Raw genomic sequence first — 22,595 nt, forward strand, 5'->3', positions numbered from 1 at the left:
ATGCGTTTTTGCCATTACTGTAATAAGACTATTACAGGTTGAAATTTTGACCCCGCTCCGTGCACTGCGTAAAGAAGGATTGAACAGAGATGGTTTTCACAGGGGTCATCGGCTTGATGACGTTCGTCGGGGCGATCATGGGAATCATCGCCTTTTTCCAGATGCGTCGGGTCAAACAGAAACTCTACGCGCTGGAACAACAGATCAGCCTTTTGCAAGCCACATCGGCAACCCCGGAAAGCCACGCGCAACAATCCGCACAAGCGGAAACCACCCCTTCCCCATCAGCGAGCAAAACCACCCCGAAAGTTGCCCGCACCACACAGATTTCAAACGACAAACCGGCCATGCCAACGTCTGCGGCAATGCCTCAAAAACAGCAAAGCCCCACTTCAGAACCACGAAAACAGCGCGACATCGGCTTTGAAGAACAGATCGGTACGCGCTGGGCGGTTTGGGTCGGCGGACTTACGCTGGTTTTAGGGGGTATTTTCCTTGTTCACTACTCCATCGAATCTGGCTTGGTTAGCCCCCTTGTACGCATCATCCTAGCCGCCCTATTTGCTGTCGCTTTGTTTGGCAGCGGAGAATATTTGCGCCGCCAACCCTCCCTGATTCCGGCCAGTGCTGGTAATAATGCAGGTTACATTCCCGGTGTTTTGACCTTGGCTGGAACAACCACCGCCTTTGCCACCATTTTTTCGGCCCATTTGCTTTATGGTATGATTGGTCCGGCAACAGCCTTTGTCCTGATGGCAATTGTCGCACTCGGTACGCTCGCACTTGCACTATTGCAGGGACCGTTGGTTGCCTCTACCGGGCTTTTGGCCAGTTACATCGTGCCATTCTTGGTTCAGTCTAATGATCCCGCCCCTTGGGTTCTTGCGTTTTACGGGTTGGTCATTACGGCTGGCAGTTATGGGATTGCACGGTTGCGCAAATGGCATTGGTTTGCCATGACAACTGCGATTGCCGGTTTCATCTGGGGTCATGTTTTGGCCTTTGCCGCCCCTGCCGATATGAGCACTGCATTGGCCTTTTATGACATTGCAGTTCTTTTGGCTGCAATTGGTGTTTTTGCCCTTGGCGTTTACCCCCGTGATCGGGCACAGATTCCGGGGGACATTGACTGGAAATCATCCCTCCTGATCGCAGGGAATGGTTGGCTTGTTCTCTATTTGCTTCATCACAGCGGATATGATGCCACCGGGACTGCAACCCTGATGATCACTTTGACCCTGTTGCTGGCAACCGCTGCCTTTTTCCCTGTTCTATCCTACATCGCATTAGCCGCACCGTTGTTAGCCCTGATTGGCTATCTTGGATGGGATATACGCATTTCCATTGATCCGTTGCTATTTGATCAACCCATCCTTACCAATGCAGTCGATAAATTCGGAGTACTGCCAGATGCACAGTCTTTCCTTCTGACCGGACTTGGGCTTGGCTTCTTGCTTTGGGTTGGTGGATTTGCAGGGGCCCTGTTCTCCACAGCGCGCCGGTCTATGGCGGTTGCCGGGGTATCTGGTCCCATCGGTCTGTTCCTGATTGCGCTTTGGCGCAGCGAGATTCTTGATGTCGATCTTTTCTTTGGCGGATTTGCGCTGGCCCTTGCTGCCGCCTTCCTTGGCGCATTGGCCATCATTGAACGCAAAATGCCATCTTCGTCCCATGATCGCGACCCCGTACTTGCGACCTATTGCGTCGGGACAATCGGCATGATCGCGACTGCGATGTTTATTTTGCTTGGCGATGGCTGGCTGCCTCTGGGCCTTTCTTCCCTTGCTGTCGCAACAATCTGGGTCAGTGACCGTTGGCCACTGCCAGGCCTTACCAAGACAGCCTTTGGCATTGGGATGTTGGTTCTTCTGGCAATTGTCTGGCAACCAACCATTGTTCCAGTAGACAAATTGGGCACAACCCCGGTTTTCAATGCCCTTTTGTGGGGCTATGGCGGTCCGGCACTGGCGTTTTGGGCCTGTGTCTGGAAACTCCGTCAGATGGGGGATAAAAGCGGGGGTGTCCGCCATCGCCTTGCCTTCGAAGGGCTGGCAATTTTCACAAGCCTTGCGACCGGCGCTGTTATCCTTCATCACGCTACCAATCAGGGTGCCTTCTATTCAGCGCCCGACACCCTGATGGAATGGAGCTTACAAGCCCTTCTTGCCCTATCCGCCGCCATTGGCCTGCAACGTCTGGATCTGTCACTGCGCAGCCCTGTCATCACGCAATGTATTCACGCCCTTGGGATTCTCGGGTTCATTTTGCTCGGCGCCCTTAACCTTGCGTTCCTCAACCCCTTGTTTACCAACGAGTTCATTGGTGATGGGCTCCTGTTCAACCTGCTGTTCTCGGCCTATTTGATTCCGGCAATCCTCACAGGACTCCTTGCCACACGGCTATCCGTAGGCGAACTGTCGATCTATCGTCGCACAGCAGGCATTCTATCTATCCTATTGGCCTTTTGCTGGATTACGCTTGAAATACGCCATGTTTTCCACAGCGGTTACATCGGCATGTCGCTGCGCTGGTCGTCACCAGAACTCTATAGCTATTCCATAGCATGGCTTGGCTTTGGTATTGCTCTTCTTGCCTATGGCGTCTGGCGTAAGTCGCAGCATCTGCGCATGGCATCAGCAGCATTCGTCGTCCTGGCAATTGCCAAGGCGTTTATGTTTGATATGTCCAGCCTCGAAGGCATCTGGCGTGCCTTGTCATTTATCGGACTTGGCATTGTCTTGATTGGCATCGGACTGTTCTATCAGCGCGTCCTTGCCCGCCAAAACGAGACGCCGGAAAATCAGGATCCAGATTGATAGAAGCCCATGCCGACAAACTGGCCAAAACCCGCCAGGAGCTTTCGAAAGTCGAAAACGACCTCGCCATGGTCGAACAGAAATGGATCGAAAAGCAGGAAGAATATGACGCGATGGTGGCCTAGCCGCAGCATCGCAGTTTTGAGAAATGCACAACAAAAAGGACAGGCAGAAATCTCCGGCCTGTCCTTTTTTATTGGGGCAACGCGCCCAGATCATGAGGATATGTTCTGTCGCTCGTCCACTGACTTTCTGATCCGCTTTTGCTGATACATTTTATCATCGGCAAGGCCAAGGAGTGCGACCGTTTCGCGGCTATCGGTCGGGAATATCGCGATCCCGATACTGGCCCCGACCGACACATTAATCCCGCCAATTTCCATCACGCGCTGGATCGATGCGGTAATTTTCTGTGCCACCCATTCGGCTTCTTCCCGTCCTTTGACATCATCGGCAATGACGGCAAATTCATCGCCGCCAAGACGGGCAACCGTATCGCCCTGACGGATCGTGTTTTTGACCCGTTCGCCAACTTTGCGCAGAACCTGATCCCCCACTTCATGGCCGTAACGGTCATTGATCGGTTTGAACCCGTCCAGATCGATATAGAGAAGCGCGATTGAATGGCCTTCATTCTCGGCATGTCCACAGGCGACTTCCAGACGATCTTCAAACAACAAGCGGTTCGGAAGACCGGTCAGGGCATCATGGTTGGCCTGGCGCCAAAGTTCCTGTGGCGCCTAAAAAGGGGACGGTCCCCTTTTTCGAATGTTTGCACAATAAACCCAAAAATATACCAATTTGCGAATGCTACGACCTTTTATTTATTTAACTTTCCTAATTATTGAATATATATTTTAAATTGAATAAGGGAGGATTAATTGATGCTTGGTTCAGCTTTGTATTTTCCACATATTGATATTCATGATCCAATTTGGCTTCGATCCGCAATTCTATTTTGGGACGAAATTCAGACAATTGCTCCAAGCGCAATTGAAGACCCCTATCGGAATGAAGATACACAAATTTGCTTCGCAGAGGGTTACTTGAAACCTCTAAGATGTGATTTGCATCCTCATGTGATCGACGAACTAGGCCGCAAAATCTTACGCTTGGCAGAACGAAATAATAATGACTGGCGGCAGGCTAAAGGAACGAGGAACCATGTATTTGAGACAATTCATTTGGCCGATGAAGTTGGTTGGGACATAGAAGATGCATTCTATGAGATTGGAATGCATCCGAGAAAAATGTCGCCCGAAGTCAGAGAATTAGCCTTCCAATTTGGTTTGGCTCACATGCATCGGGGGAAAGTTCCTCCAAGCATACGTCGTATGTTTCGTGATGTTAAGATGGCACAAATGCATCCAGAGAAGATGCCTCATGTGATGCGCGATTTGTTCGAGAGGAGCCAAACATATGATATGCCCAATGAAGAATGGTTATTAGTCGACAGTCGTTTTGCAGATGCCTATATGTCGGCATTAGCCTCCCAGCTCTCTCAGAAATTGGCAATCTCCCCATTAACATCGTTTGAGCGGGCCCAAAGCATGTCATTCCGGTTTATGTTTGACGATATCGTAGATTCATCTCCAAAAAACGCAGAAGGAGCAATGGTCGGGGTTGTCATGCGTGGGTTGAAAGTCGACCCATCCGTTCCAGTTTCCAAACTGATCAAATTCAGAGAAAAAAGAAAAGACCAATACTTGGACTTTTCGAACAAAATAAACGAATTATCCGAGCAGCTTACCTGTAACGGCGAATTAGAAGGGCGTGAGATTTTTTCTCGTGCACAAAACGTTTATACCAAAGACATAGAACCCAGCCTACGTGCTCTGAAGAAAGAACTCGAACAGCAATCAATTGCCACTGTTTGGGAAGGCGCATATAGAGCACTTACAATTTCAGTACCGTCTGCAGGGGCACTAGCCTACTTTACAGGTTTAACTGGACCGGCATTGCTGGGCGCAGGGGCCGCTCTCGCTGCGGCAGATATCGGTGTTCGGGGATATTTGTCTAACCAAAAAACCCGCGCACGCAATCCCTTCTCCTACCTTCATGATATCAATTCTAACTTTGGCCTACCCGACTTCAACGAAGCATAGATAGCAAGTCAACTACCCCGTTTTGTTATCACTGAACTGAAAATGGCACTATTGAGTTGGCTAGTCGCACAACTTTATGGAACCGATGGCACTAACCCAGACCGCCTTCGCCGACGCCATGGGGGTTCCGCGCAAGCATGTGAACGAGTTGAGCAACAATCGCCGCCGGATTACCGCCGATACCGCCCTTATTCTCGCCCGCGTCTTTGGCAACAGTGCCGAATTCTGGATCAACATCCAGACGCGGAACGACCTGTGGGATGCCCTGAACATCCCGGATCGCCGCGAACGGATTGAGCGCGCCCGTCCGGTTACCTCTCCGGTTGCCGCGCAACCCCCCTTCCTTCCTGCCTGAAAATCCGGGATTTCAGTAATGCTCCTGACACCAGCCTGTCAGGAGCATTGTTTTATCCATCACCAATCAACAACCCGTGATTGACTCACCGGATTTTTTCATTCAATACTTAACCCCATGGTTAAGTATCAAGAAGCCGACCTGAACAACATTTTCGCCGCCCTCGCCGATCCGACGCGCCGCGCGCTGCTGGCCCGGTTGGAGGAAGGCGAAGACGGCCTGTCGGTCAGCGAACTCGCACAACCGTTTGATGTCTCGCTGCCCGCCGTGATGAAGCATTTGACCGTCCTGTCCGATGCCGGGCTGATCCGTCGGCAAAAAACCGGGCGCACCGTCAATATCCGGCTTCAGCCCGAAAAGATGGCACACGCCATGGAATGGCTGTCGCGCTATGAACATTTCTGGGCCGAACGCCTCGATCGACTTGCCGCCTTTGTCGAAGCCGCCCCCGATACCGGTTTGGGCCCTGAAACCGCCAAATCGGCCAAATCGCCCAAACGGCCCAAGCCAACCGCAAAAAAGGCCTCGTAATGGAACGACAAAAACCAAGCCTGACGATCCGGCGCCGCCTTGCCGCCCCACCGGCAACGGTTTTTGCCGCCTGGACCGATGGGCAAAAACTTGCGCAATGGTGGTCACCGCATGACTGCGAAATGATTGATGCCAAGGTCGATGTCCGGGTTGGCGGCGGCTTTCGCATCCGGTTCAGGGAACCCGGCCAAGACGGGGAAATTCACGATGTCAGCGGCACCTATGATGCGGTTGAAACCGACCGAAAGCTGTCCTTTAGCTGGCAATGGATCACCATGCCCGAACGCGTATCCCACGTCACAGTTACCCTTGCACCGGATGCGAACGGCACGGCAACCATCCTTGTTCTGCATCACGAACAATTCGCCGATCAGGCCGCCCGCGACGGTCACGAAGGCGGCTGGAACAGCACATTGGACAAACTCGAAACCTTTTGCGCAAGCATCACATAACACCCTTGACCTTAACCATGGTTAAGGTCCGACCATCGCCCCGACGTAAGACCGCCGAGCATACTGGACGCCGCCTTCGCGGGCGTGACGAACGGAACCGAAACGCCCCACAGTTCCGTCATTGCAGCAAAGGCGGGAACCCGGACAATGCGCCGACACAGAACACAAAGCAGCTAAACACAAGCCACCACCATGGAAATACAGGAACAAGACATGAGCGCCCCAAACCATCCCGACACCGCCCCGCATGACACCAAAGCCACCAGCAAGGAATGGATCGGTCTTCTGGTTCTGACCTTGCCGTGCCTTCTGATCGCCATGGATATGACGGTCCTGCATCTTGCCGTGCCCCATCTGACTGCAAGCCTCAACCCGACCAGCGACCAGTTGCTGTGGATTGTCGATATCTACGGCTTTTTCATCGCCGGATCGCTGATCACGATGGGCACCCTTGGCGACCGGATCGGGCGTCGCAAACTTCTGATGATTGGCGGCGGGTGCTTTGGCGCGGCCTCCGTCCTTGCCGCCTTTTCCGATACGCCGGAAATGCTGATTTTCGCCCGCGGTGTTCTGGGCGTTGCCGGGGCGACCTTGATGCCCTCTACCCTGTCGCTGATCCGCACCATGTTTCACAATGACAAGGAACGCTCCTTTGCCATTGCCGCATGGATGACCACCTTCATGGTCGGCACGGCGGCCGGGCCGCTTCTGGGCGGTGTGGTGCTCAGCTATTTCTGGTGGGGGGCGGTGTTTTTGCTCAATGTGCCGGTGATGGCGCTGTTGTTGATCGTCGCCCCGATCCTGCTGCCCGAACACAAGGCCGAAAGCTTTGGCCGGCTTGATCTGTTCAGTGCCGCCCTCTCGCTTTGCTCGGTTCTTGCGATCATTTACGGGGTCAAGGTCTTTGCTGCTTACGGCTTTGGCATCGATGCGCTTGCGTCCCTTGTCTTTGGTCTATTTGGGGCGTGGGTTTTCTTTCGCCGTCAGCGCAAACTGGCCGACCCGTTGCTTGATCTGGATCTGCTTAAACAGAAAACCATCGCACTGCCGATTGTCATTCAAACGGCAGTGATCTTTGCCGGGATGGCCTATTTCATGTTCCTGTCCCAGGCCCTGCAACTTGTCATCGGGCTTACCCCGATTCAGGCCGGGCTTTCGATGTTGCCCGCAACGGTTGCCGGGATCGTCGGATCGATGGGCGCACCGGTTCTGATCGGCCGTTATAAGCCCGGACAGGTGATGACTGCCGCCTTGATCCTGACCGCACTTGGCTTTGGTATGCTGTCCTGGCCGGGCAGTGTCGTCAGTCTCTATATGCTTGTCGCCGGGGCAACGATCTTTTCACTGGGCATCACACCGGTTGCCATGATCTGCACCGATATGGTCGTGGCCTCTGCCCCGTCGGATCGGGCCGGATCGGCCGCCGCCATGTCAGAAACCAGTGCCGAGCTTGGCGGCGCACTTGGCATTGCCATTTTGGGCAGTGTCGGCACCGCCATCTATCGCGGTGTTATGCTTAACGCCGTGCCATCAAACATTGACGCCACGGCCGCAGATGCCATTCGCAGCACGCTGGGCGGGGCGGTCAATGCGCTGACCGATCTTCCTGTGGCCCTGTCGTCCGACATCTTGCCCATGGCACGCGCCGCCTTTACCGACGGGCTTCAGGTCATTTCGATCATCTGCACCATTTTGATGGTTCTATCGGCCATTGGCACCCTGATGTCACTGCGCGATGCACACTGTGACGCCAGCGACAGTCACGACGCCAGTGACGATGCCGGGGCGGACGGCGATGCCGTGATTGATCCGGCCCTAAAACAGCCCGCCTATGTGTCGGGCACCATCGATTAGGGGAGGACAGCCATGCGAGGACCTGAATTTCCCGTGCATTTGCACAGCACACGGTTCGTCTTTCGCGATTTCATCGAAACCGACCGGGCCGGTTTCATCGCCTGTCAGATGGATGAACGCTACCGTGCGTTATATGGCCATCCCGATAGCGCCGAAACGCGTGATCGCAGCAACGCCCTGTTTGACCGTTTTCTTGACTGGCAGCACGCGCAGCCGCGCCGCAATTTCCAGATCGGGATTTTTGATCGGAACTCATTGGATGTACCGGCCTGCGCTGCCGCGATACACCGGCCAACAGTGCGACGTTCGGCATCGAACTCTCCCCCGCCCATTGGGGCCGTTACCGTGCCGCGGTCGAGGCAGCGGCCCTGATGATTGCCGAAAGCATGTTGCATTTAATCTGCATCATTTTGTTTGTTTTTGGCGTGTCGTTTGGCAAGGCACAGCGTGCAGAGCGATGCGGCGCATCGGTCAAACGGTGTAACGACGCCAAAGGCCGCCAAAATCAAACCCTTCGGGCCGGGACAGTCTTCTGTCCCGCAGCGTCAAACCCCTTGAACGTAGCCCCGCTACGTCCTGCGGCCCTTTCCTCGCCGGACAGAAGGCTGTCTCCGGCAAAATGGTGCAGATTAAATACAACATGCTTTAAAGTTTTCGCGAACTCGATCTTGTGACAATCATCGGCGATACCGCCAGCGGCAATAAACGCATTGCCAAACTGGCCAACTGGTTCGGGGCGGAAATCACCGCCGAACGCCCCGGCCCCGACTGGATGGTCGAACGCGGCTGGACCGAAATCGACTGGTCCCTGCACCGCCATGTCTGGGAACAGGGAACCGCGCAAGCGCAAACCGAACGAACAGAACCGATCCACCATGCCTTACCGGACTTACCGGCCTTACCGAAATGACGCAGAAAACCGATGGACTTCACCGACTGATAACAGACAAGGAGAACCGATATGACGCGCCCCGACATTGTATCGCGTGCCGAATGGCTCACAGCACGTCAGGCCCATTTGAAACGTGAAAAAGACCATATGCGGGCCTATGACCGCCTGTGTGAAGAACGCCGTGCTTTACCCTGGGTCCGGGTGGACAAGGACTATGTCTTTGACACGCCCGATGGCAAAAAGTCGCTGGCCGATCTGTTTGACGGGCGCAGCCAGCTGATTGTCTATCACTTCATGTTCGGGCCGGGCTGGAAAGAAGGCTGTGTTGGCTGTTCCTTCCTTGCCGATCATTTTGACGGCGCCAACCTGCATCTTAAACATCATGATGTGACGCTGGTTGTCGTCTCGCGCGCACCGCTTGCCGAATTTGAACCGTTCAAGAAACGCATGAACTGGGACTTCCCGTGGTTTTCTTCGGCCGGGTCGGACTTCAATTATGATTTTGATGCTTCTTTCCGCCCGGAAGACGTCGCAGCGGGCACCGCGACCTATAACTTCCGCCCCTATCAAGGCAAGATGGAAGACCTGCACGGCGAAAGCGTCTTTGTCCGCGATTCCGACACCGGCGAGATTTTCCACACCTATTCCAGTTATGCCCGTGCCGGTGATGCCTTGATCGGCGCACACACATTTCTCGACATGACCCCGAAGGGTCGAAACGAGGACGGGGTGATGAACTGGGTGAAGCTGCATGATTTGTATGAGGATTACAAAAAGACCGATTCCTGCTGTCACTAAATCCTACAAAAATAAAAAGCCCGCGCGCCTGATTTGGCACGCGGACTTTTTACTTTTTTTGAATAATCGGCGTGATTATTCAGAAATTTTGAATACCGGAAGGACCGAACCTTCGTATTTGGTTTCGATGAATTCGCGGATCGAATCATCGTGATAGGATTCAACCAGTGTCTTGACCCAAGGTGCGTCTTTGTCCTGGGTGCGGGTGACGATCACGTTGGCATACGGGCTGTCATTGCCTTCAATCACAATCGAATCCTTCACCGGGTTCAGACCGGCTTCAAGGGCGTAATTGGTGTTGATCGCAGATGCATCCAGATCGGCCAAGGAGCGCGGAAGCTGTGCGGCATCAAGCTCTACAAAGCTGATATTCTTCGGGTTTTCGATAATATCAAGCGGGCTGACAACCAGACCAGCCGCCGGATCGACCTTGATCAAACCCTGTGACTGAAGCACCAGAAGCGCACGGCCACCATTGGTCGGATCGTTCGGAATACCGATTTCCGCACCGTCTTTGAGCTCGTCCAGGCTTTTGATTTTATCGGAATAAATGCCCATCGGGGTCAGGATGTTATAGCCCACCACCGCAAGGTCATAGCCACGGTCTTTGATCTGGTTATCAAGATACGGCTTATGCTGGAAGCTGTTGGCATCCAGATCGCCATCATCAAGTGCTTGATTCGGAATAACATAATCCGAGAAGCTGATAATTTCGATATCAAGGCCCTTGGTGGCTGCAACTTTGGCAACCTGTTCCATGACTTCTTCATGGGCACCCGGGGTCACTGCGACCTTGATTTTGTCATTGGCGATGGCCTGTCCGGTAAAGACGGCGGTCAGAACGGCGGCAGCCGTCAGTTTAAGTAGAAACCGCATGATAAAGCTCCTTATGTGCTTTGGTGTTTTCTTTGGGTTTTGCGGGAATTCGAAAAATCGAATGTGGGGCGTCAATTCTGTACTTTTGGATCAGATGTTGCGTTTATCAGCCTTGCGCGCCAGACGATCGCCCAGCATCTGCACCGTCTGAACCACAACAATCAGGGTAATCACGACCAGCGCCATCACATCGGGCCGGAACCGCTGATACCCATAACGAATGCCAAGATCACCAAGGCCACCAGCACCGACCGCACCAACCATGGCAGAATAGCCAATCAGGGTAACGGCCGTCAGGGTCAGGCCATGAATAATGCCCGGCAGGGCTTCGGGCAGAAGGACCTTGGAGACCACCTGTAACGGACGTGCGCCCATGGCTTGGGCGGCTTCGATCAGGCCACTATCGACTTCACGGATCGCACCTTCGATGATGCGCGCAATGAACGGGATCGCCGCCACTGTCAGGGGCACGATGGCCGCTGACGTGCCAATCGACGTTCCGACAATCAGGCGCGTAAACGGAATGATCGCCACGGCCAAAATGATAAACGGCACAGACCGGGTCGCATTGACAATCGGGCCGATAACCTTTTGAAACAGTGGTGCTTCAAGAAGCTCCCCGCGGCCAGATGTTGCAAGCAACACGCCAAGTGGCAAGCCAAGTGCGGTCGCCAGAAACAGCGAAACACCGACCATATACAGCGTTTCCCAAGTCGCCTGAAGCAGAATTGGTGCAAGTGTTGAAAACATGGTTTAGCCCTCCTGCCCGTCGGCTATTCCGGCATCCGTACCGGCGCGAAATTCAATAAACTCATCAGCCAAAAGCGACTTGGTTGTCGCATGGGCAGGATTGGCGAAAATACCGGCAACGTCGCCTTCTTCGACAATCACACCGCTATCCATAACCGCAACACGGTCACACAGTGCTTTGACCACCGCCATTTCGTGGGTAATCACCACCATTGTCAGGCCAAGACGACTGTTGATGTCTTTAAGCAGGTTCAAGATCTGACGGGTGGTTTCCGGATCAAGGGCGGATGTGACCTCGTCACATAAAAGAACCTTAGGATTGGATGAAAGTGCGCGGGCAATGCCAACACGCTGTTTCTGACCGCCCGACAATTCAGCCGGATAACGATCGCGTTTGTCATCTAGCCCGACCAGCGGCAAAAGCGGATCAACCGCAGCAGCGATTTCGGCCTTACTCGCCCCGGCAAGTTCAAGCGGCAATGCAATATTGTCGTAAACCGTGCGTGAGGACAAAAGATTGAAATGCTGAAACACCATGCCAAGCTGACGGCGGAACAACGGCAAATCGCGCTTGGAAAGCGTTGTCACATCGGTTCCATCAACAATCACGGAACCCGATGTCGGCACTTCAAGCAAATTGATGCAACGGATCAGGGTTGATTTCCCGGCACCCGAGCGGCCAATCACACCGACAATTTCGCCTGCTGCAATATCAAGATCGATACCGCGCAATGCTGCGTGTGCTTCGCTACCGCGTCGGGCAGGATAAGTCTTCTGGACGTTCGAGAGCCTGATCATCGGTCTCAACCTTTCCGTACATACAAAAAAACCGCCGCGGCTTTACCGAGGCGGTCGTACATACAGAGCATATACGCCCTCTCGCTTTAGCCGCATTTTTATCGCGCCCGCAAGCTGAGGAGCAAATCGGCGCGTTCGATGTGCAATATGTAACCGACTGAACGCAGTTCATCAATCACAATGAGCATGCATTTTACGCATGGCTTTTATGAAAGCGAAATATATTACACAAAAAACCTGTCTTTAGGCCACTCCCTGGCTGCGCGTGAACAGCATTTTCACAAAGCTGCGCAGCAACAATATCTGATCAGCCACTTTGCGTGGTTCATTCAGTGCCTTGGACATGACAATCCCGCCTTCCAACACGGTCGAGACCATATCGGCGACTTCTTCAAGATCAACCGGTTCACGGGTTTCATATTGCGCGGCGATTTCTTCAAGAATTTCGCGAAACCTGATGCGCCATCCCAGAACAGCCATACGGTTGAGATCGCGGACCTCTTTGTCAAACAGCCGTTCCTGATAGCAATAGACCGCAACAATGCAGCCCGGATGACCGTTTGGCAGGTCTTCAAGGATCTCGGCCAGCATTTTAAGTGCAGCCAGCAATTGTTGCAGTGGATCATCGACCAGTTCACGCGCCCGGTTAAAGACCTGATCAAAGATGACGTCATCCTGTGCGATATGCTGTTCCAGCAGGGCACGGGCGAGTTCGTTCTTGTCGCGGAAATGATAGAAAAAGCCGCTTTTGGTCAATCCGGCTTCGCTGATGATTTCTTCGATAGAGGTCGCGCCAAATCCCTTTGCAAGCACCGCGTTTGCCGCAATTTCAAGAATGCGTTCGCGGGTGCGCTGTCCCTTGCCTTTGGCAATGTCAGCATCGCCATCGATTGCGCGGCTTACCACTTCAGTCATCACTTTACCCTACCGCCGGTACAGTTTTTCGTCGCCCGGACCGTTCCCAGCCGCGCCGAACACCCACCAGCATTCCATAAGTCATTGTTTTTCATATCTATATGAAATCTCGCCAAACCGGACCGCGTGCCTACTAGAAGCAAAACCCAATCGGAGCGAGATTTCAGCCTCTCGCCTAAATACCCTCAGGGTAGAAAATTTAACACCAAAATGTGAAACCGGGACCGATGAACATAGTAAATCCAAACCTTCCACCGCACGGGAGAACGAAATTCATTACAGATGGCGGCCTTGAAACCACGCTTATTTTCCATGACGGGATCGACATTCCCCATTTCGCGTCATTCGATCTTTTGAAAACCAAAGACGGCTATGACCGCGTTTTTGCCTATTACGAGCGTTACCTTGAAATCGCCAAGGCGGCAAAGACCGGTTTTGTCCTTGAAAGCCCGACATGGCGCGCGAGCAGCGACTGGGGACAAAAGATGGGATATAGCGACGCAGAACTGGCGGACATCAATCATCGTGCCATTGAAATGATGTCTGATCTGCGCAACCGCCACCAGTCAGAAGACACACCGTGTCTGATCAGCGGCAATATCGGGCCGCGCGGCGACGGGTATGTTCCATCCAATCGCATGACCACCCATCAGGCGCGCACCTATCACGCCACGCAGATCGTCAATTTTGTCAAATCCGGTGTCGATATGGTGTCGGCCGTGACGATCAATTATCCGCAAGAGGCCATTGGCATTGTTCTGGCAAGCCGGGATGCAAACATTCCGTGCGTCATTTCGTTTACCGTTGAAACCGACGGCACCCTGCCAAGTGGCGATACGATCCAACAGGCCATCGAACTGGTCGATGACAGCACTGATCATTACGTTGCCTATTACATGATTAATTGCGCCCATCCGGACCATTTCAGCGACAAGCTTGAAAATGACGGCGCTTGGAAAAACCGCATCTGCGGGGTTCGGGCCAATGCATCGCGCCAAAGCCATGCAGAACTTGATGCCTGCGAGCATCTAGATGATGGCAACCCCGATGAGCTTGGCCGGCTTTATGACCATCTGGCAAAACTGTTGCCCAATCTTGCGGTCATCGGCGGATGTTGCGGCACGGATCACCGTCATGTCGCGGCAATGACCAAACATGCCTTACCGCGCCTTCAGGCGGCGGAATAACACGCACCGAATAACAGGACACGAGCAATGAATAAACTGCACGAACGGGCAGCACCAAACAGTGCTGTCCAATCGTTCCCGAAACCGACTTTTCGCGACGCCACCAAGGATGACGGCGATGCAATGGCGCAGCTGATCAACTTTGCCGGTGAAGGTCTTCCGGCATATTTGTGGCAAGACATGATCGAAGGTAATGAAACGGTCTGGGATGTTGGGCGCCGTCGCGCACAACGTGATGAAGGCGGGTTTTCATACCGCAACACGACGCTTGCCTGCATTGGCGATGAAGTTGTCGGATCACTGGTCGGATATGCCCAGCCAAACACGCCTGAACCGTTTGATCCGGCAGACGTCCCGGCAATGTTTGTGCCAATGATCGAACTTGAAAATCTTGCACCGGGCAGCTGGTACATCAATGTGCTGGCCGTTTTCCCGGAATTTCGCAATCGCGGTGTTGGATCCGAATTGATAGCACGGGCCGAACGCAATGCCAGACAGGCCGGGAAATTAACCGTCAGCATTATCGCATCTGATGGCAATCCCGGCGCTGTTCGACTTTATCAACGCCATGGCTATACCCAAATAGCGTCGCGCAGGATCGTCAAGGATGATTGGAAGAACCCCGGTGAAAACTGGGTCTTGCTGATCAAGGAAATCTAGGGACAGCAAAAGGCCGGGGGCAATCTGCTTCCGGCCTTTAAGCATCCTTCTAATCCGGGAAATGTTCCACATGGGTTTCAGCCGTTCGGCCAAGATAAAGCGCCCGACGTCCGGAAAACGAGACAACATATCCGGCACAGCCCGCTGCCGCGACTTTTGCGCAAAACCCCTTATAAGTGTAACCGGGGATGAGTTGCTGGGCCTCGCGGATGGCAGACATGATGGCATCACGGTTAAAATCCGCAGCGACGGGGCTGCCTGCATTATGGGTCGGAAACGCGACGCTTTGGCCATCGGCAAGGTAATAGACGGCAAGGGATCTGCGAAAATCGACCGCATAGCTTTCAAATCCCGCCTGCATCAAGGTGCCGACGATTTCCGGGAACGTCATCGTGCCGTCTTCTGCCCCGTTCAGGCAGGTTTGCGCCACCGACTTTTGAGAGTTTTCCATCTGCGTTTCCAATCAAATGAGTGCGCCTTACATCAGGCAAGTGGCAGGGTCGTCAGGCGGCATTGTTCGACCACACGTTTAAGGATCTGCTCCATCACGGCACGGTCACTGTCAGACAGATGGCCGAAAAACGCCGCATCGTTCTGATCGGCCAGTTCGGCCAGCCTTGGCACCAGATCCGCCCCTGCCCCGGTCAGGGCAAGGGTTTGCGCGCGCCCGTCGGTGCGATCGGCTTTTCGGACGATCAGCGATTTTGCAATCAAACGGTCGGCCAGCTTTGAAATTGCCCCACGGGTCATACCCATGTCATCGGCAAGGCGGCTGGGCAATGTCGGGTCCTTGCCATAAAGGGCGCGCATCATCACCCATTCGGCAACCGTCACATCCTTGTCCGCCAGTCTGGCGGCAAAGGCATGGGACACATGGTTCGACACATGGCGCAACCAAAAGCCGAGATGATCGGTCAATTCCGAGACGGGGTGGTTTTGCGACATCAAGGGTTCCTGTTTTGGGCCCAGGCCATTTAATTGACTAGGAAACTAAACCTGTAAAGTTTCCTAGTCAATTAAATTCGATTTATGGTCGCATCCTTGCGATGGCTTCAGCGAAATGATGGTGCGCAGCCCCGGATGTTCTGCGCGATGGACATCCCGGAAAGTTTGGGCAAGGCCTAGCTCTCGGCCTTTTTTTCCCACGCACCTTGCGGGGTTTGCTGCCAGTAGGACAGTTTATGTCCTGCGTCTTTCCAATCTTTCCAGCGTGTGCGGGCTTCGGACACTGCATCGTGATCGCGGTCATCAAACAGCATGATGACGCGTTCAAAATCCGTGATTTTGTCGCTGATTGCGCGGTCGGTCAAAAACAGGAACTGTGCCCCGTTGGGGTTTTCATCGTCAGCCGTAATCCAGACCGGCTGCATTTCCGGATCGCCATCGGCCTTTGCCCCGTGCGGCAGCCAGCTTGCCGCGTCATAGGTCCAGAGCAACGTGTTGATCGCATCAATGCGCTGTTCATTACCCGTCATCACCACAGCACGTTTTTCCCGCTCCAGTGTTTTGGACAGCAGGGTCGGGAGTGCGCGTTCCAGCGGCATGCTGGTGAGATGATAAAACCAGATATCAGCCATAAGGCGTTTCTATCCCGAACACCAAAACGGGGCAAGGTGATCATCACCCTGCCCCGTCGATTGTTTTGATCTTAAACCTGAAAATCAGGTTGGATGCTTAAGATTCGTAGTTATCTGCAACAAAGCGATCCAGCAGACGCACGCCAAAGCCCGTCGCGCCCTTTGGTATGACTTCCTTATCGGATGTCGACCATGCGGTTGCGGCAATATCAAGATGCGCCCACGGACGATCTTTGGTGATAAAGCGTTTAAGGAACTGGGCTGCGGTGATCGAACCCGCGGCACGGCCACCGACGTTTTTCATATCGGCAATGTCAGATTTGATCTGCTTGTCATAGCCCGCACCCAGCGGCAAACGCCAAACGGTTTCATCAACCGAAAGACCCGCCGTGGTGATTTGCTGTGACAAGTCATCATTGTTGGAAAACAGACCGGCATTTTCATGACCAAGGGCAATGATCACGGCCCCCGTAAGGGTCGCCAGATCGACAATCAAACGCGGATTATGCTTTTCCTGAACATATGTCAGGGCATCACACAGAACCAGGCGGCCTTCGGCGTCGGTATTGATGACTTCAATCGTCTGACCCGACATCGAGGTGACAACATCACCCGGACGTTGTGCAGTTGACGACGGCATGTTTTCAACAAGACCAATCACCCCGACCACGTTGCATTTCGCCTTACGGCCTGCCAAGGCCTTCATCAGGCCGGACACAACACCGGCACCGCCCATGTCAAACTTCATGTCTTCCATGCCAGCAGCAGGTTTGATCGAAATGCCGCCAGTGTCAAAGGTCACACCCTTGCCAACAAAGGCGACGGGGTCTTCTTTTTTCTTGCCGCCGTTCCAGCGCATGATGACCATATAAGGCTTGCGCGCCGAGCCCATGGCAACGCCCAGAAGTGCGCCCATGCCAAGCTTTTTCATTTCTTTTTCGTCAAGCACGTCAATCTCGACACCGAGCTTTTCAAGTGCGCTGACTTCTTTCATGAAGCTTTCAGGATACAGCACATTGGCCGGTTCAGACACCAGATCACGGGTGAAGAACACGCCTTCGACGACCTTTTTGGCGCTGTCGAACTGTTTCTTGGCTTCCTTATGATCGCGGGCTGCGATGCTTAAGCCCTTAAGAACCGGCTTGTCATCTTTGGTCTGGGTGGTGCGGTATTTATCGAAACGATAATCGCGCAGCATGGCACCGGTTGCGAAGTCACAAGCCAGACCTTCCATATCAAACAAAACCGAAAGGTCTTTTTCACCGGTTGAAAGCGCCCGTACGGCCACCGATCCGCCAAGCTTTTGCGCGGCGATCACGTCAAATTCGGCTTCCTTGCCAATCCCGAAAACAATCACGCGCGACAGATCGACATTCGACGGGGCAAGAATTTGCAGGCTTTGCCCTGCTTTGCCCTTAAAGGTCGATGACTGGATCGCCTTGGTGATCAGACCACCCGTTGCTTCATCAAGTGCAACCGCACTTGGCATCAGATCGGCACCTTCGGTGGCAAAGGCAATAACGGCACCGCTGGCGGGGATGGCGAGATCGGTAAACGTGATCTTCATGGTGAACAGGACTCCTGTCATGTTTCGGGGCAGTACGACGTCATGCGTCGTATGTTTAAAATGCTGCCCCTAATCTAGCGCGTTATATCCGCTTGAAAAGGCTTATCATCGAAAAACATATGCGATTTCACGCAATAGCAACGAACAAACACGACGAGTGGCGTAATTAGCCCTCGGAAAAATCAAACAGCGACAGCGCCCAAGCGTGCTTGGCGAATTTCATCCCGTCTATTTTCCTTTCAATCCGACGTCAGCTCATCGGCGACACTTTAGCCACGCAGATAAACTGCACCAGAAAAAGACGTGCGGTATTCCGTTGGCGTAAAAACAAATGCGGGGCTTTAGCCCCGCATTTGGGTTATTAGGGCAACAGAATGGTTGCCCCGGTGGTTTGCCGCGTTTCAAGGCGATGATGGGCCAAGGCGGCATCAGCAAGTTCAACGCGGTTCGGGGTTGGGATTTTGACGGCGCCTTTGGCAACAACATCAAACAAATCATTGCTCATCGCAATCAGGTTTTCGCGCTTTGCGATATGAGTTGGAAGCAGAGGCCAAGTGGTAAATAAAGAGCCTTTGGCTGCCAGCATCATAATGTCAAAGGGCGGAATCGGACCGGATGCGGTGCCGAAACTGACAAAATAGCCAAACGGGCGCAGACAATCGAGCGACGCAGGAAAAGTTGCTTTTCCAATCCCGTCATAAACGACATCGCATCCCTTGTTGCCCGTGATATCGCGTACACGTGCGACCAGATCCTCCTGACTGTAATCAATCACATAATCGCAGCCATTCAAGCGCGCCAGTTCGGCTTTTTGCCGAGAACCGACTGTGCCGATCACGGTTGCGCCCAGATATTTTGCCCATTGAGTGGCAATTTGGCCGACACCACCAGCGGCGGCATGAATCAAAACCACGTCGTCAGACGTAACCATATAAGTCCGGCGCAACAAATATTGCGCTGTCAGCCCCTTGAGCATCATGGATGCCGCAGTTTCATAGGAAATGGTTATGGGTAAATGCACCGCAACGCTGGCAGGAACGTTATGTTCTTCACTGTAAGCACCGGGCGCCTCGACATAGGCGACACGATCGCCGATGGCAAATTCACTGACCCCATCGCCAACCGCAATAACTTCACCCGCCCCTTCCTTACCCGGACTGAACGGGAATTGCGGTACGGGATAGGCACCTGTTCGCATGTAAATGTCGATGAAGTTAACGCCGATGGCATGGTTGCGGATGCGGATTTCGCCGGGCCCAGGATTGCGGGTTTCCACGTCTTCGTATTGTAGGACATCCGGCCCACCATAACGATGAAATCGAATGGCTTTCATTGGGTATTCCCTTCATATCATGAGGTCCGAAACCGGACCGAATAATTAGTATGAAAGGGATATAGCGCGATCACCAACATCACTGTAGACTGATATCGATAATAACAGAGTTCAAAAATTATGATATCTGATCAAATCAGCCCCGACCTTTTACGGACGTTTGTTGCTGTTTGTCAGCAAGGCAGCATGAGCCGCGTTGCGAATCAGAACGGACGAACCCAATCGGCACTCAGCATGCAGATCAAGCGGCTTGAAGGGTTGCTTGAGCGGCCACTGTTACTACGCACCGGGCGCGGGGTTGTGCCAACGGCGGAAGGCGAATTGTTTCTGGGATATGCCAAGCGTATCCTGGCACTTAATGAAGAAGCCCATGCACGCGTGCGCCAAACCCCGATAACCGGCAATGTCCGCATTGGTCTTGCGGAAGAAGTCGCGACAGCCACCCTGCCAGCAGCCCTTGGACGGCTACACCGTGCACATCCTGACATCCGTCTTGATATCACGGTTCAAAGCAGTGTCGGACTTGGGCAACTTTGGGATGACCACGGGCTTGACTTGATGATTGTGCCGACATCCGTGGTCAGTGCCGATGCGCTTACGGTATGGAATGCCGAGATGCACTGGGTCTGTGCAAAAGATCATGACATTGAGCCAAACATTGGTAATCCGGGCCAGGCATTTGATCTTGTGGCGTTCCCGCCAAGCTGCCCATGGCGAAAGCGTATGATTGCCGCGCTGGTTGCGGCTGGCATAGACCACCGCATGACAATGACAAGCCAAAGCATTACCGCCCTACAGGGAGCAATTGAAAACGGCATTGGTGTCGGCTTACTACCCGCCGATGCCGTTCGCTCCTCAACAATGCGTATGTTCAAGCCGCCGCTCGGCGTACCCGATACCATCACAGTCCAATATGGTCTTTATGCTCATGACCGCCGAGCACCGGTTGTTGATGCAGCACTTGAAATCTTACAGCGGGAAACGCCAATCTCACCAAAGGACTGATCTTGTCTAAAGGCTAGTCAAAATCAAACAGCGACAGTGACGGGTTTGATTTGATGTATTCAATTTCATCACCGTCGACATCGCCCGTGCTGTGCCAGCCATGCATGTCATAAAATCCATGTGCACGGTTTTTGGGATCGGCCCCGGTTGTCAGGGATATGTCATCGCATCCTTGGGCAAACAGCCATTCTTCGGCCATGCGCAAAAGAGCTGCGCCAACGCCACGCCCTTCAAAATCGGGATCAACGAACAAGGCCCAAAGGGTGGATTCATGCGGGATGGCGATGGCAAAGCCTGCTGCCGATCCATCCAGATCGGCAATCCAGATGCCATAGCCCTGTTCCAGCCATTTGCCAAAGGCCGCCTTGGTGATGCCGCGTTCGGCCAGCTCAGACGCGGAAAGATGGTTTTCACGCACGCGGCTTCGGATGGCAAAGATTGCCCCGACATCGCCCAAGCGTGCTTTGCGAATTTTCATCCCGGCCATGCTGTTCTTTCCATACGCGTTCCAAACCGGCGGCACTTTAGCCAAGATGGGATAATGCACCAGCAAAAACGTCACAGGGGCTTTGTTTAAGCCCCGAGATAATCCGCATCACTGACCGGTTCCAGCCAATCAACCGGCGACCCGTTGAGCTTTTCCTGAATGGCGATGTGGGTCATGGCGGTATCGGGTCCGGCACCGTGCCAATGCTTTTCGCCCGGTGCGAACCATACGATATCACCGGGGCGGATTTCCTCGACCGGGCCGCCTTCGCGCTGGGCGCGGCCAAATCCGGCGGTGATGATAATTGTCTGGCCCAAAGGATGAGTGTGCCAGGTTGTCCGTGCGCCCGGTTCAAACGTTACATTGGCCGCGGCAACCCGTGCCGGATCAGACGCACTGATGATGGGTTCAATGCGCACCTGTCCGGTGAAATATTCCGGTGATCCGATGGTGGATGCCTGTGATCCGGCGCGTTTGATTTCCATGATAAGCTTCCTAATCTGTCTTTTAACTATGACTTGTGACTATGACTTGGTGATCAACCGAACCGGTTGGCGTTTCGGGCCCCACGTACCCGGCCGGGCTTGAAACACGCCAGCGCATTCAGTGCCGCAATTGTTGCATTTGCCATGGGCATCAAGGTTCCAGTCCGACAACTGATACCAGTCACGGCCGATCAAAACATCACCACAGGAATGGCAATAGGTGCTTGATCCCGATTTGTCATGGACATTGCCGACGTAAGGATAGCGAATGCCGTTCTTCATCGCGATATCACGCGCCCGCAACAGGGTTTCGGGCGGCGTGCGCGGATGATCCATCATTTTCCAGTCGGGGTGAAAGGCGGTGAAATGCATGGGCACATCGGGGCCAAGTTCATCGCGCACCCAATTTGTCATTTCATCAAATTCCGCGTCCCCGTCATTTTCACCGGGAATGACAAGGTTGGTGAGTTCGAACCACACACCGGTTTCATGTTTCAGGTATTTCAGCGTTTCCAGAACGTCATTGAGATGGGCCGAGCAAAGCTTGTGATAGAACCCCTCGGTAAAGCCCTTAAGATCGACATTAGCCGCATCCATATGGCGGAAGAATTCTTCGCGGGCTTTATCGCCGATATAGCCCGCCGTCACCGCCACGGTGCGCAGCCCCAATTCGCGGCAGGCCTGCGCAACATCGACGGCATATTCAAGAAAGATCACCGGATCGTTATAGGTAAAGGCAACCGACGAGCAGCCATGCGCCTTGGCAGTTTTGGCGATCATTTCCGGGGTAGCGAGCGAGCCTAGCTTATCCATCTCGCGTGCTTTGGAAATCTCGTAATTCTGGCAGAACTTGCAGGTCAGGTTACAGCCCGCCGTGCCAAAGGACAGGATCGGGGTGCCGGGCAAAAAGTGGTTCAGCGGTTTCTTTTCAACCGGATCGATGCAAAAGCCCGAAGATCGCCCCCATGTGGTCAGAACCATCTGATCGTCCTGGCGTGCCCGGACAAAACAAAGCCCGCGCTGCCCGTCTTTCAGCTTGCAAAAACGCGGGCAGACATCGCACTGAATCCGGCCATCTTCTAGATGATGCCAGTAGCGTCCGGGGACGGTGTCGGTTGCAGTGTTTCTCAACATAAATGCAGAAAACCTTAT

Annotated in this window: 24 protein-coding genes, 2 pseudogenes and 1 riboswitch; of the genes and pseudogenes, 13 read left to right on the forward strand and 13 right to left on the reverse strand. The window is 53.6% G+C overall.

Annotation, left to right across the window (positions count from 1 at the left end; translation table 11 throughout):
* Positions 1-89: 89 nt before the first annotated feature.
* Both RIC05_RS20000 and RIC05_RS20005 read left to right on the forward strand, forming a co-directional pair.
* Entirely contained in the window at positions 90-2,816 is a 2,727-nt protein-coding gene (locus tag RIC05_RS20000) for a DUF2339 domain-containing protein (RefSeq protein ID WP_350047159.1), read from the forward strand.
* Positions 2,813-2,941 carry a hypothetical protein gene (locus RIC05_RS20005; RefSeq protein WP_350047160.1) on the forward strand — a complete coding sequence of 43 codons (129 nt, stop codon included), beginning with the start codon at positions 2,813-2,815 and terminating at the stop codon, positions 2,939-2,941. The genes RIC05_RS20000 and RIC05_RS20005 overlap by 4 nt, the downstream gene beginning before the upstream one ends.
* Before the next feature lie 90 nt (positions 2,942-3,031).
* Here the strand turns inward: RIC05_RS20005 and RIC05_RS20010 are convergent.
* Positions 3,032-3,526, reverse strand: a pseudogene (locus RIC05_RS20010) (diguanylate cyclase domain-containing protein); the annotation flags it as partial.
* Between the two features lie 174 nt (positions 3,527-3,700).
* Here RIC05_RS20010 and RIC05_RS20015 point away from each other — a divergent pair.
* The 8 genes from RIC05_RS20015 to RIC05_RS20050 all read left to right on the forward strand — a co-directional run bounded on the left by RIC05_RS20015 (position 3,701) and on the right by RIC05_RS20050 (position 9,803).
* Positions 3,701-4,921 (forward strand): DUF6236 family protein, encoded by a 1,221-nt coding sequence (locus RIC05_RS20015; RefSeq protein ID WP_350047161.1) that lies wholly within the window; start codon positions 3,701-3,703, stop codon positions 4,919-4,921.
* Between the two features lie 76 nt (positions 4,922-4,997).
* Positions 4,998-5,276, forward strand: coding sequence for a HigA family addiction module antitoxin (locus RIC05_RS20020; protein WP_350047162.1), 279 nt, complete (start codon positions 4,998-5,000; stop codon positions 5,274-5,276).
* A gap of 117 nt (positions 5,277-5,393) precedes the next feature.
* Entirely contained in the window at positions 5,394-5,807 is a 414-nt protein-coding gene (locus RIC05_RS20025) for an ArsR/SmtB family transcription factor (RefSeq protein WP_350047163.1), read from the forward strand.
* Positions 5,807-6,259 carry an SRPBCC family protein gene (locus RIC05_RS20030; RefSeq protein ID WP_350047164.1) on the forward strand — a complete coding sequence of 151 codons (453 nt, stop codon included), beginning with the start codon at positions 5,807-5,809 and terminating at the stop codon, positions 6,257-6,259. Before RIC05_RS20025 ends, RIC05_RS20030 begins: the two co-directional genes overlap by 1 nt.
* Before the next feature lie 213 nt (positions 6,260-6,472).
* Positions 6,473-8,113 (forward strand): MFS transporter, encoded by a 1,641-nt coding sequence (locus RIC05_RS20035; RefSeq protein WP_350047165.1) that lies wholly within the window; start codon positions 6,473-6,475, stop codon positions 8,111-8,113.
* A 12-nt stretch (positions 8,114-8,125) separates the two neighbouring features.
* On the forward strand, positions 8,126-8,485 hold the full coding sequence (locus RIC05_RS20040; protein ID WP_350047166.1) for a hypothetical protein: 360 nt from the start codon (positions 8,126-8,128) through the stop codon (positions 8,483-8,485).
* 298 nt (positions 8,486-8,783) lie between these two features.
* Complete coding sequence (locus RIC05_RS20045; RefSeq protein ID WP_350047167.1) at positions 8,784-9,023, forward strand: hypothetical protein; 240 nt, start codon at positions 8,784-8,786, stop codon at positions 9,021-9,023.
* 51 nt (positions 9,024-9,074) lie between these two features.
* Positions 9,075-9,803 carry a DUF899 domain-containing protein gene (locus tag RIC05_RS20050; protein WP_350047168.1) on the forward strand — a complete coding sequence of 243 codons (729 nt, stop codon included), beginning with the start codon at positions 9,075-9,077 and terminating at the stop codon, positions 9,801-9,803.
* A 75-nt stretch (positions 9,804-9,878) separates the two neighbouring features.
* Here the strand turns inward: RIC05_RS20050 and RIC05_RS20055 are convergent, their stop codons facing one another.
* The 4 genes and pseudogenes from RIC05_RS20055 to RIC05_RS20070 form a co-directional block, all read right to left on the reverse strand.
* Positions 9,879-10,679, reverse strand: a complete 801-nt coding sequence (locus RIC05_RS20055) for a MetQ/NlpA family ABC transporter substrate-binding protein (protein ID WP_350047169.1) — start codon at positions 10,677-10,679, stop codon at positions 9,879-9,881.
* A 90-nt stretch (positions 10,680-10,769) separates the two neighbouring features.
* A complete protein-coding gene (locus tag RIC05_RS20060; RefSeq protein ID WP_350047170.1) occupies positions 10,770-11,429 on the reverse strand; it encodes a methionine ABC transporter permease in 660 nt (219 codons plus the stop codon).
* Positions 11,430-11,498: 69 nt separating this feature from the next.
* Positions 11,499-12,227 (reverse strand): annotated as a pseudogene (locus RIC05_RS20065) (methionine ABC transporter ATP-binding protein); the annotation flags it as partial.
* Between the two features lie 65 nt (positions 12,228-12,292).
* A riboswitch (SAM riboswitch) is annotated at positions 12,293-12,370 on the reverse strand.
* Positions 12,371-12,470: 100 nt separating this feature from the next.
* Positions 12,471-13,142 (reverse strand): TetR/AcrR family transcriptional regulator, encoded by a 672-nt coding sequence (locus RIC05_RS20070; RefSeq protein WP_350047171.1) that lies wholly within the window; start codon positions 13,140-13,142, stop codon positions 12,471-12,473.
* Positions 13,143-13,369: 227 nt separating this feature from the next.
* Between RIC05_RS20070 and RIC05_RS20075 the strand changes: the two genes are divergently transcribed.
* Positions 13,370-14,329, forward strand: coding sequence for a homocysteine S-methyltransferase family protein (locus RIC05_RS20075; protein ID WP_350047172.1), 960 nt, complete (start codon positions 13,370-13,372; stop codon positions 14,327-14,329).
* Between the two features lie 27 nt (positions 14,330-14,356).
* Complete coding sequence (locus RIC05_RS20080) at positions 14,357-14,989, forward strand: GNAT family N-acetyltransferase (protein ID WP_350047173.1); 633 nt, start codon at positions 14,357-14,359, stop codon at positions 14,987-14,989.
* Between the two features lie 49 nt (positions 14,990-15,038).
* Here RIC05_RS20080 and RIC05_RS20085 read toward each other — a convergent pair whose 3' ends face one another.
* The 5 genes from RIC05_RS20085 to RIC05_RS20105 all read right to left on the reverse strand — a co-directional run bounded on the left by RIC05_RS20085 (position 15,039) and on the right by RIC05_RS20105 (position 19,466).
* Positions 15,039-15,440 (reverse strand): DUF1398 domain-containing protein, encoded by a 402-nt coding sequence (locus RIC05_RS20085; RefSeq protein ID WP_350047174.1) that lies wholly within the window; start codon positions 15,438-15,440, stop codon positions 15,039-15,041.
* 32 nt (positions 15,441-15,472) lie between these two features.
* The gene (locus RIC05_RS20090; protein WP_350047175.1) at positions 15,473-15,934 is read right to left on the reverse strand and encodes a MarR family winged helix-turn-helix transcriptional regulator; all 462 of its coding nucleotides are present in this window, start codon (positions 15,932-15,934) and stop codon (positions 15,473-15,475) included.
* Between the two features lie 176 nt (positions 15,935-16,110).
* Positions 16,111-16,566: a DNA polymerase III subunit chi gene (locus RIC05_RS20095; protein WP_350047176.1), complete on the reverse strand. Its 456-nt coding sequence runs from the start codon at positions 16,564-16,566 to the stop codon at positions 16,111-16,113.
* A 97-nt stretch (positions 16,567-16,663) separates the two neighbouring features.
* Positions 16,664-18,133 (reverse strand): leucyl aminopeptidase, encoded by a 1,470-nt coding sequence (locus RIC05_RS20100; RefSeq protein WP_350047177.1) that lies wholly within the window; start codon positions 18,131-18,133, stop codon positions 16,664-16,666.
* Positions 18,134-18,494: 361 nt separating this feature from the next.
* Complete coding sequence (locus RIC05_RS20105) at positions 18,495-19,466, reverse strand: quinone oxidoreductase family protein (RefSeq protein WP_350047178.1); 972 nt, start codon at positions 19,464-19,466, stop codon at positions 18,495-18,497.
* Positions 19,467-19,586: 120 nt separating this feature from the next.
* On the opposite strand from RIC05_RS20105, the gene RIC05_RS20110 reads away from it, so the two are divergent.
* Positions 19,587-20,471: a LysR family transcriptional regulator gene (locus RIC05_RS20110; RefSeq protein ID WP_350047179.1), complete on the forward strand. Its 885-nt coding sequence runs from the start codon at positions 19,587-19,589 to the stop codon at positions 20,469-20,471.
* 13 nt (positions 20,472-20,484) lie between these two features.
* On the opposite strand, the gene RIC05_RS20115 is transcribed toward RIC05_RS20110, so the two are convergent.
* From RIC05_RS20115 to amrS, 3 genes are all read right to left on the reverse strand, one after another.
* Positions 20,485-20,958, reverse strand: a complete 474-nt coding sequence (locus tag RIC05_RS20115; protein ID WP_350047180.1) for a GNAT family N-acetyltransferase — start codon at positions 20,956-20,958, stop codon at positions 20,485-20,487.
* A gap of 86 nt (positions 20,959-21,044) precedes the next feature.
* On the reverse strand, positions 21,045-21,443 hold the full coding sequence (locus RIC05_RS20120; RefSeq protein ID WP_350047181.1) for a (R)-mandelonitrile lyase: 399 nt from the start codon (positions 21,441-21,443) through the stop codon (positions 21,045-21,047).
* A 39-nt stretch (positions 21,444-21,482) separates the two neighbouring features.
* On the reverse strand, positions 21,483-22,577 hold the full coding sequence (gene amrS, locus RIC05_RS20125) for an AmmeMemoRadiSam system radical SAM enzyme (protein ID WP_350047182.1): 1,095 nt from the start codon (positions 22,575-22,577) through the stop codon (positions 21,483-21,485).
* Positions 22,578-22,595: the final 18 nt, after the last annotated feature.

Origin of the sequence: Thalassospira sp. (assembly GCF_040218635.1) — a bacterium.
Lineage (GTDB): Bacteria > Pseudomonadota > Alphaproteobacteria > Rhodospirillales > Thalassospiraceae > Thalassospira.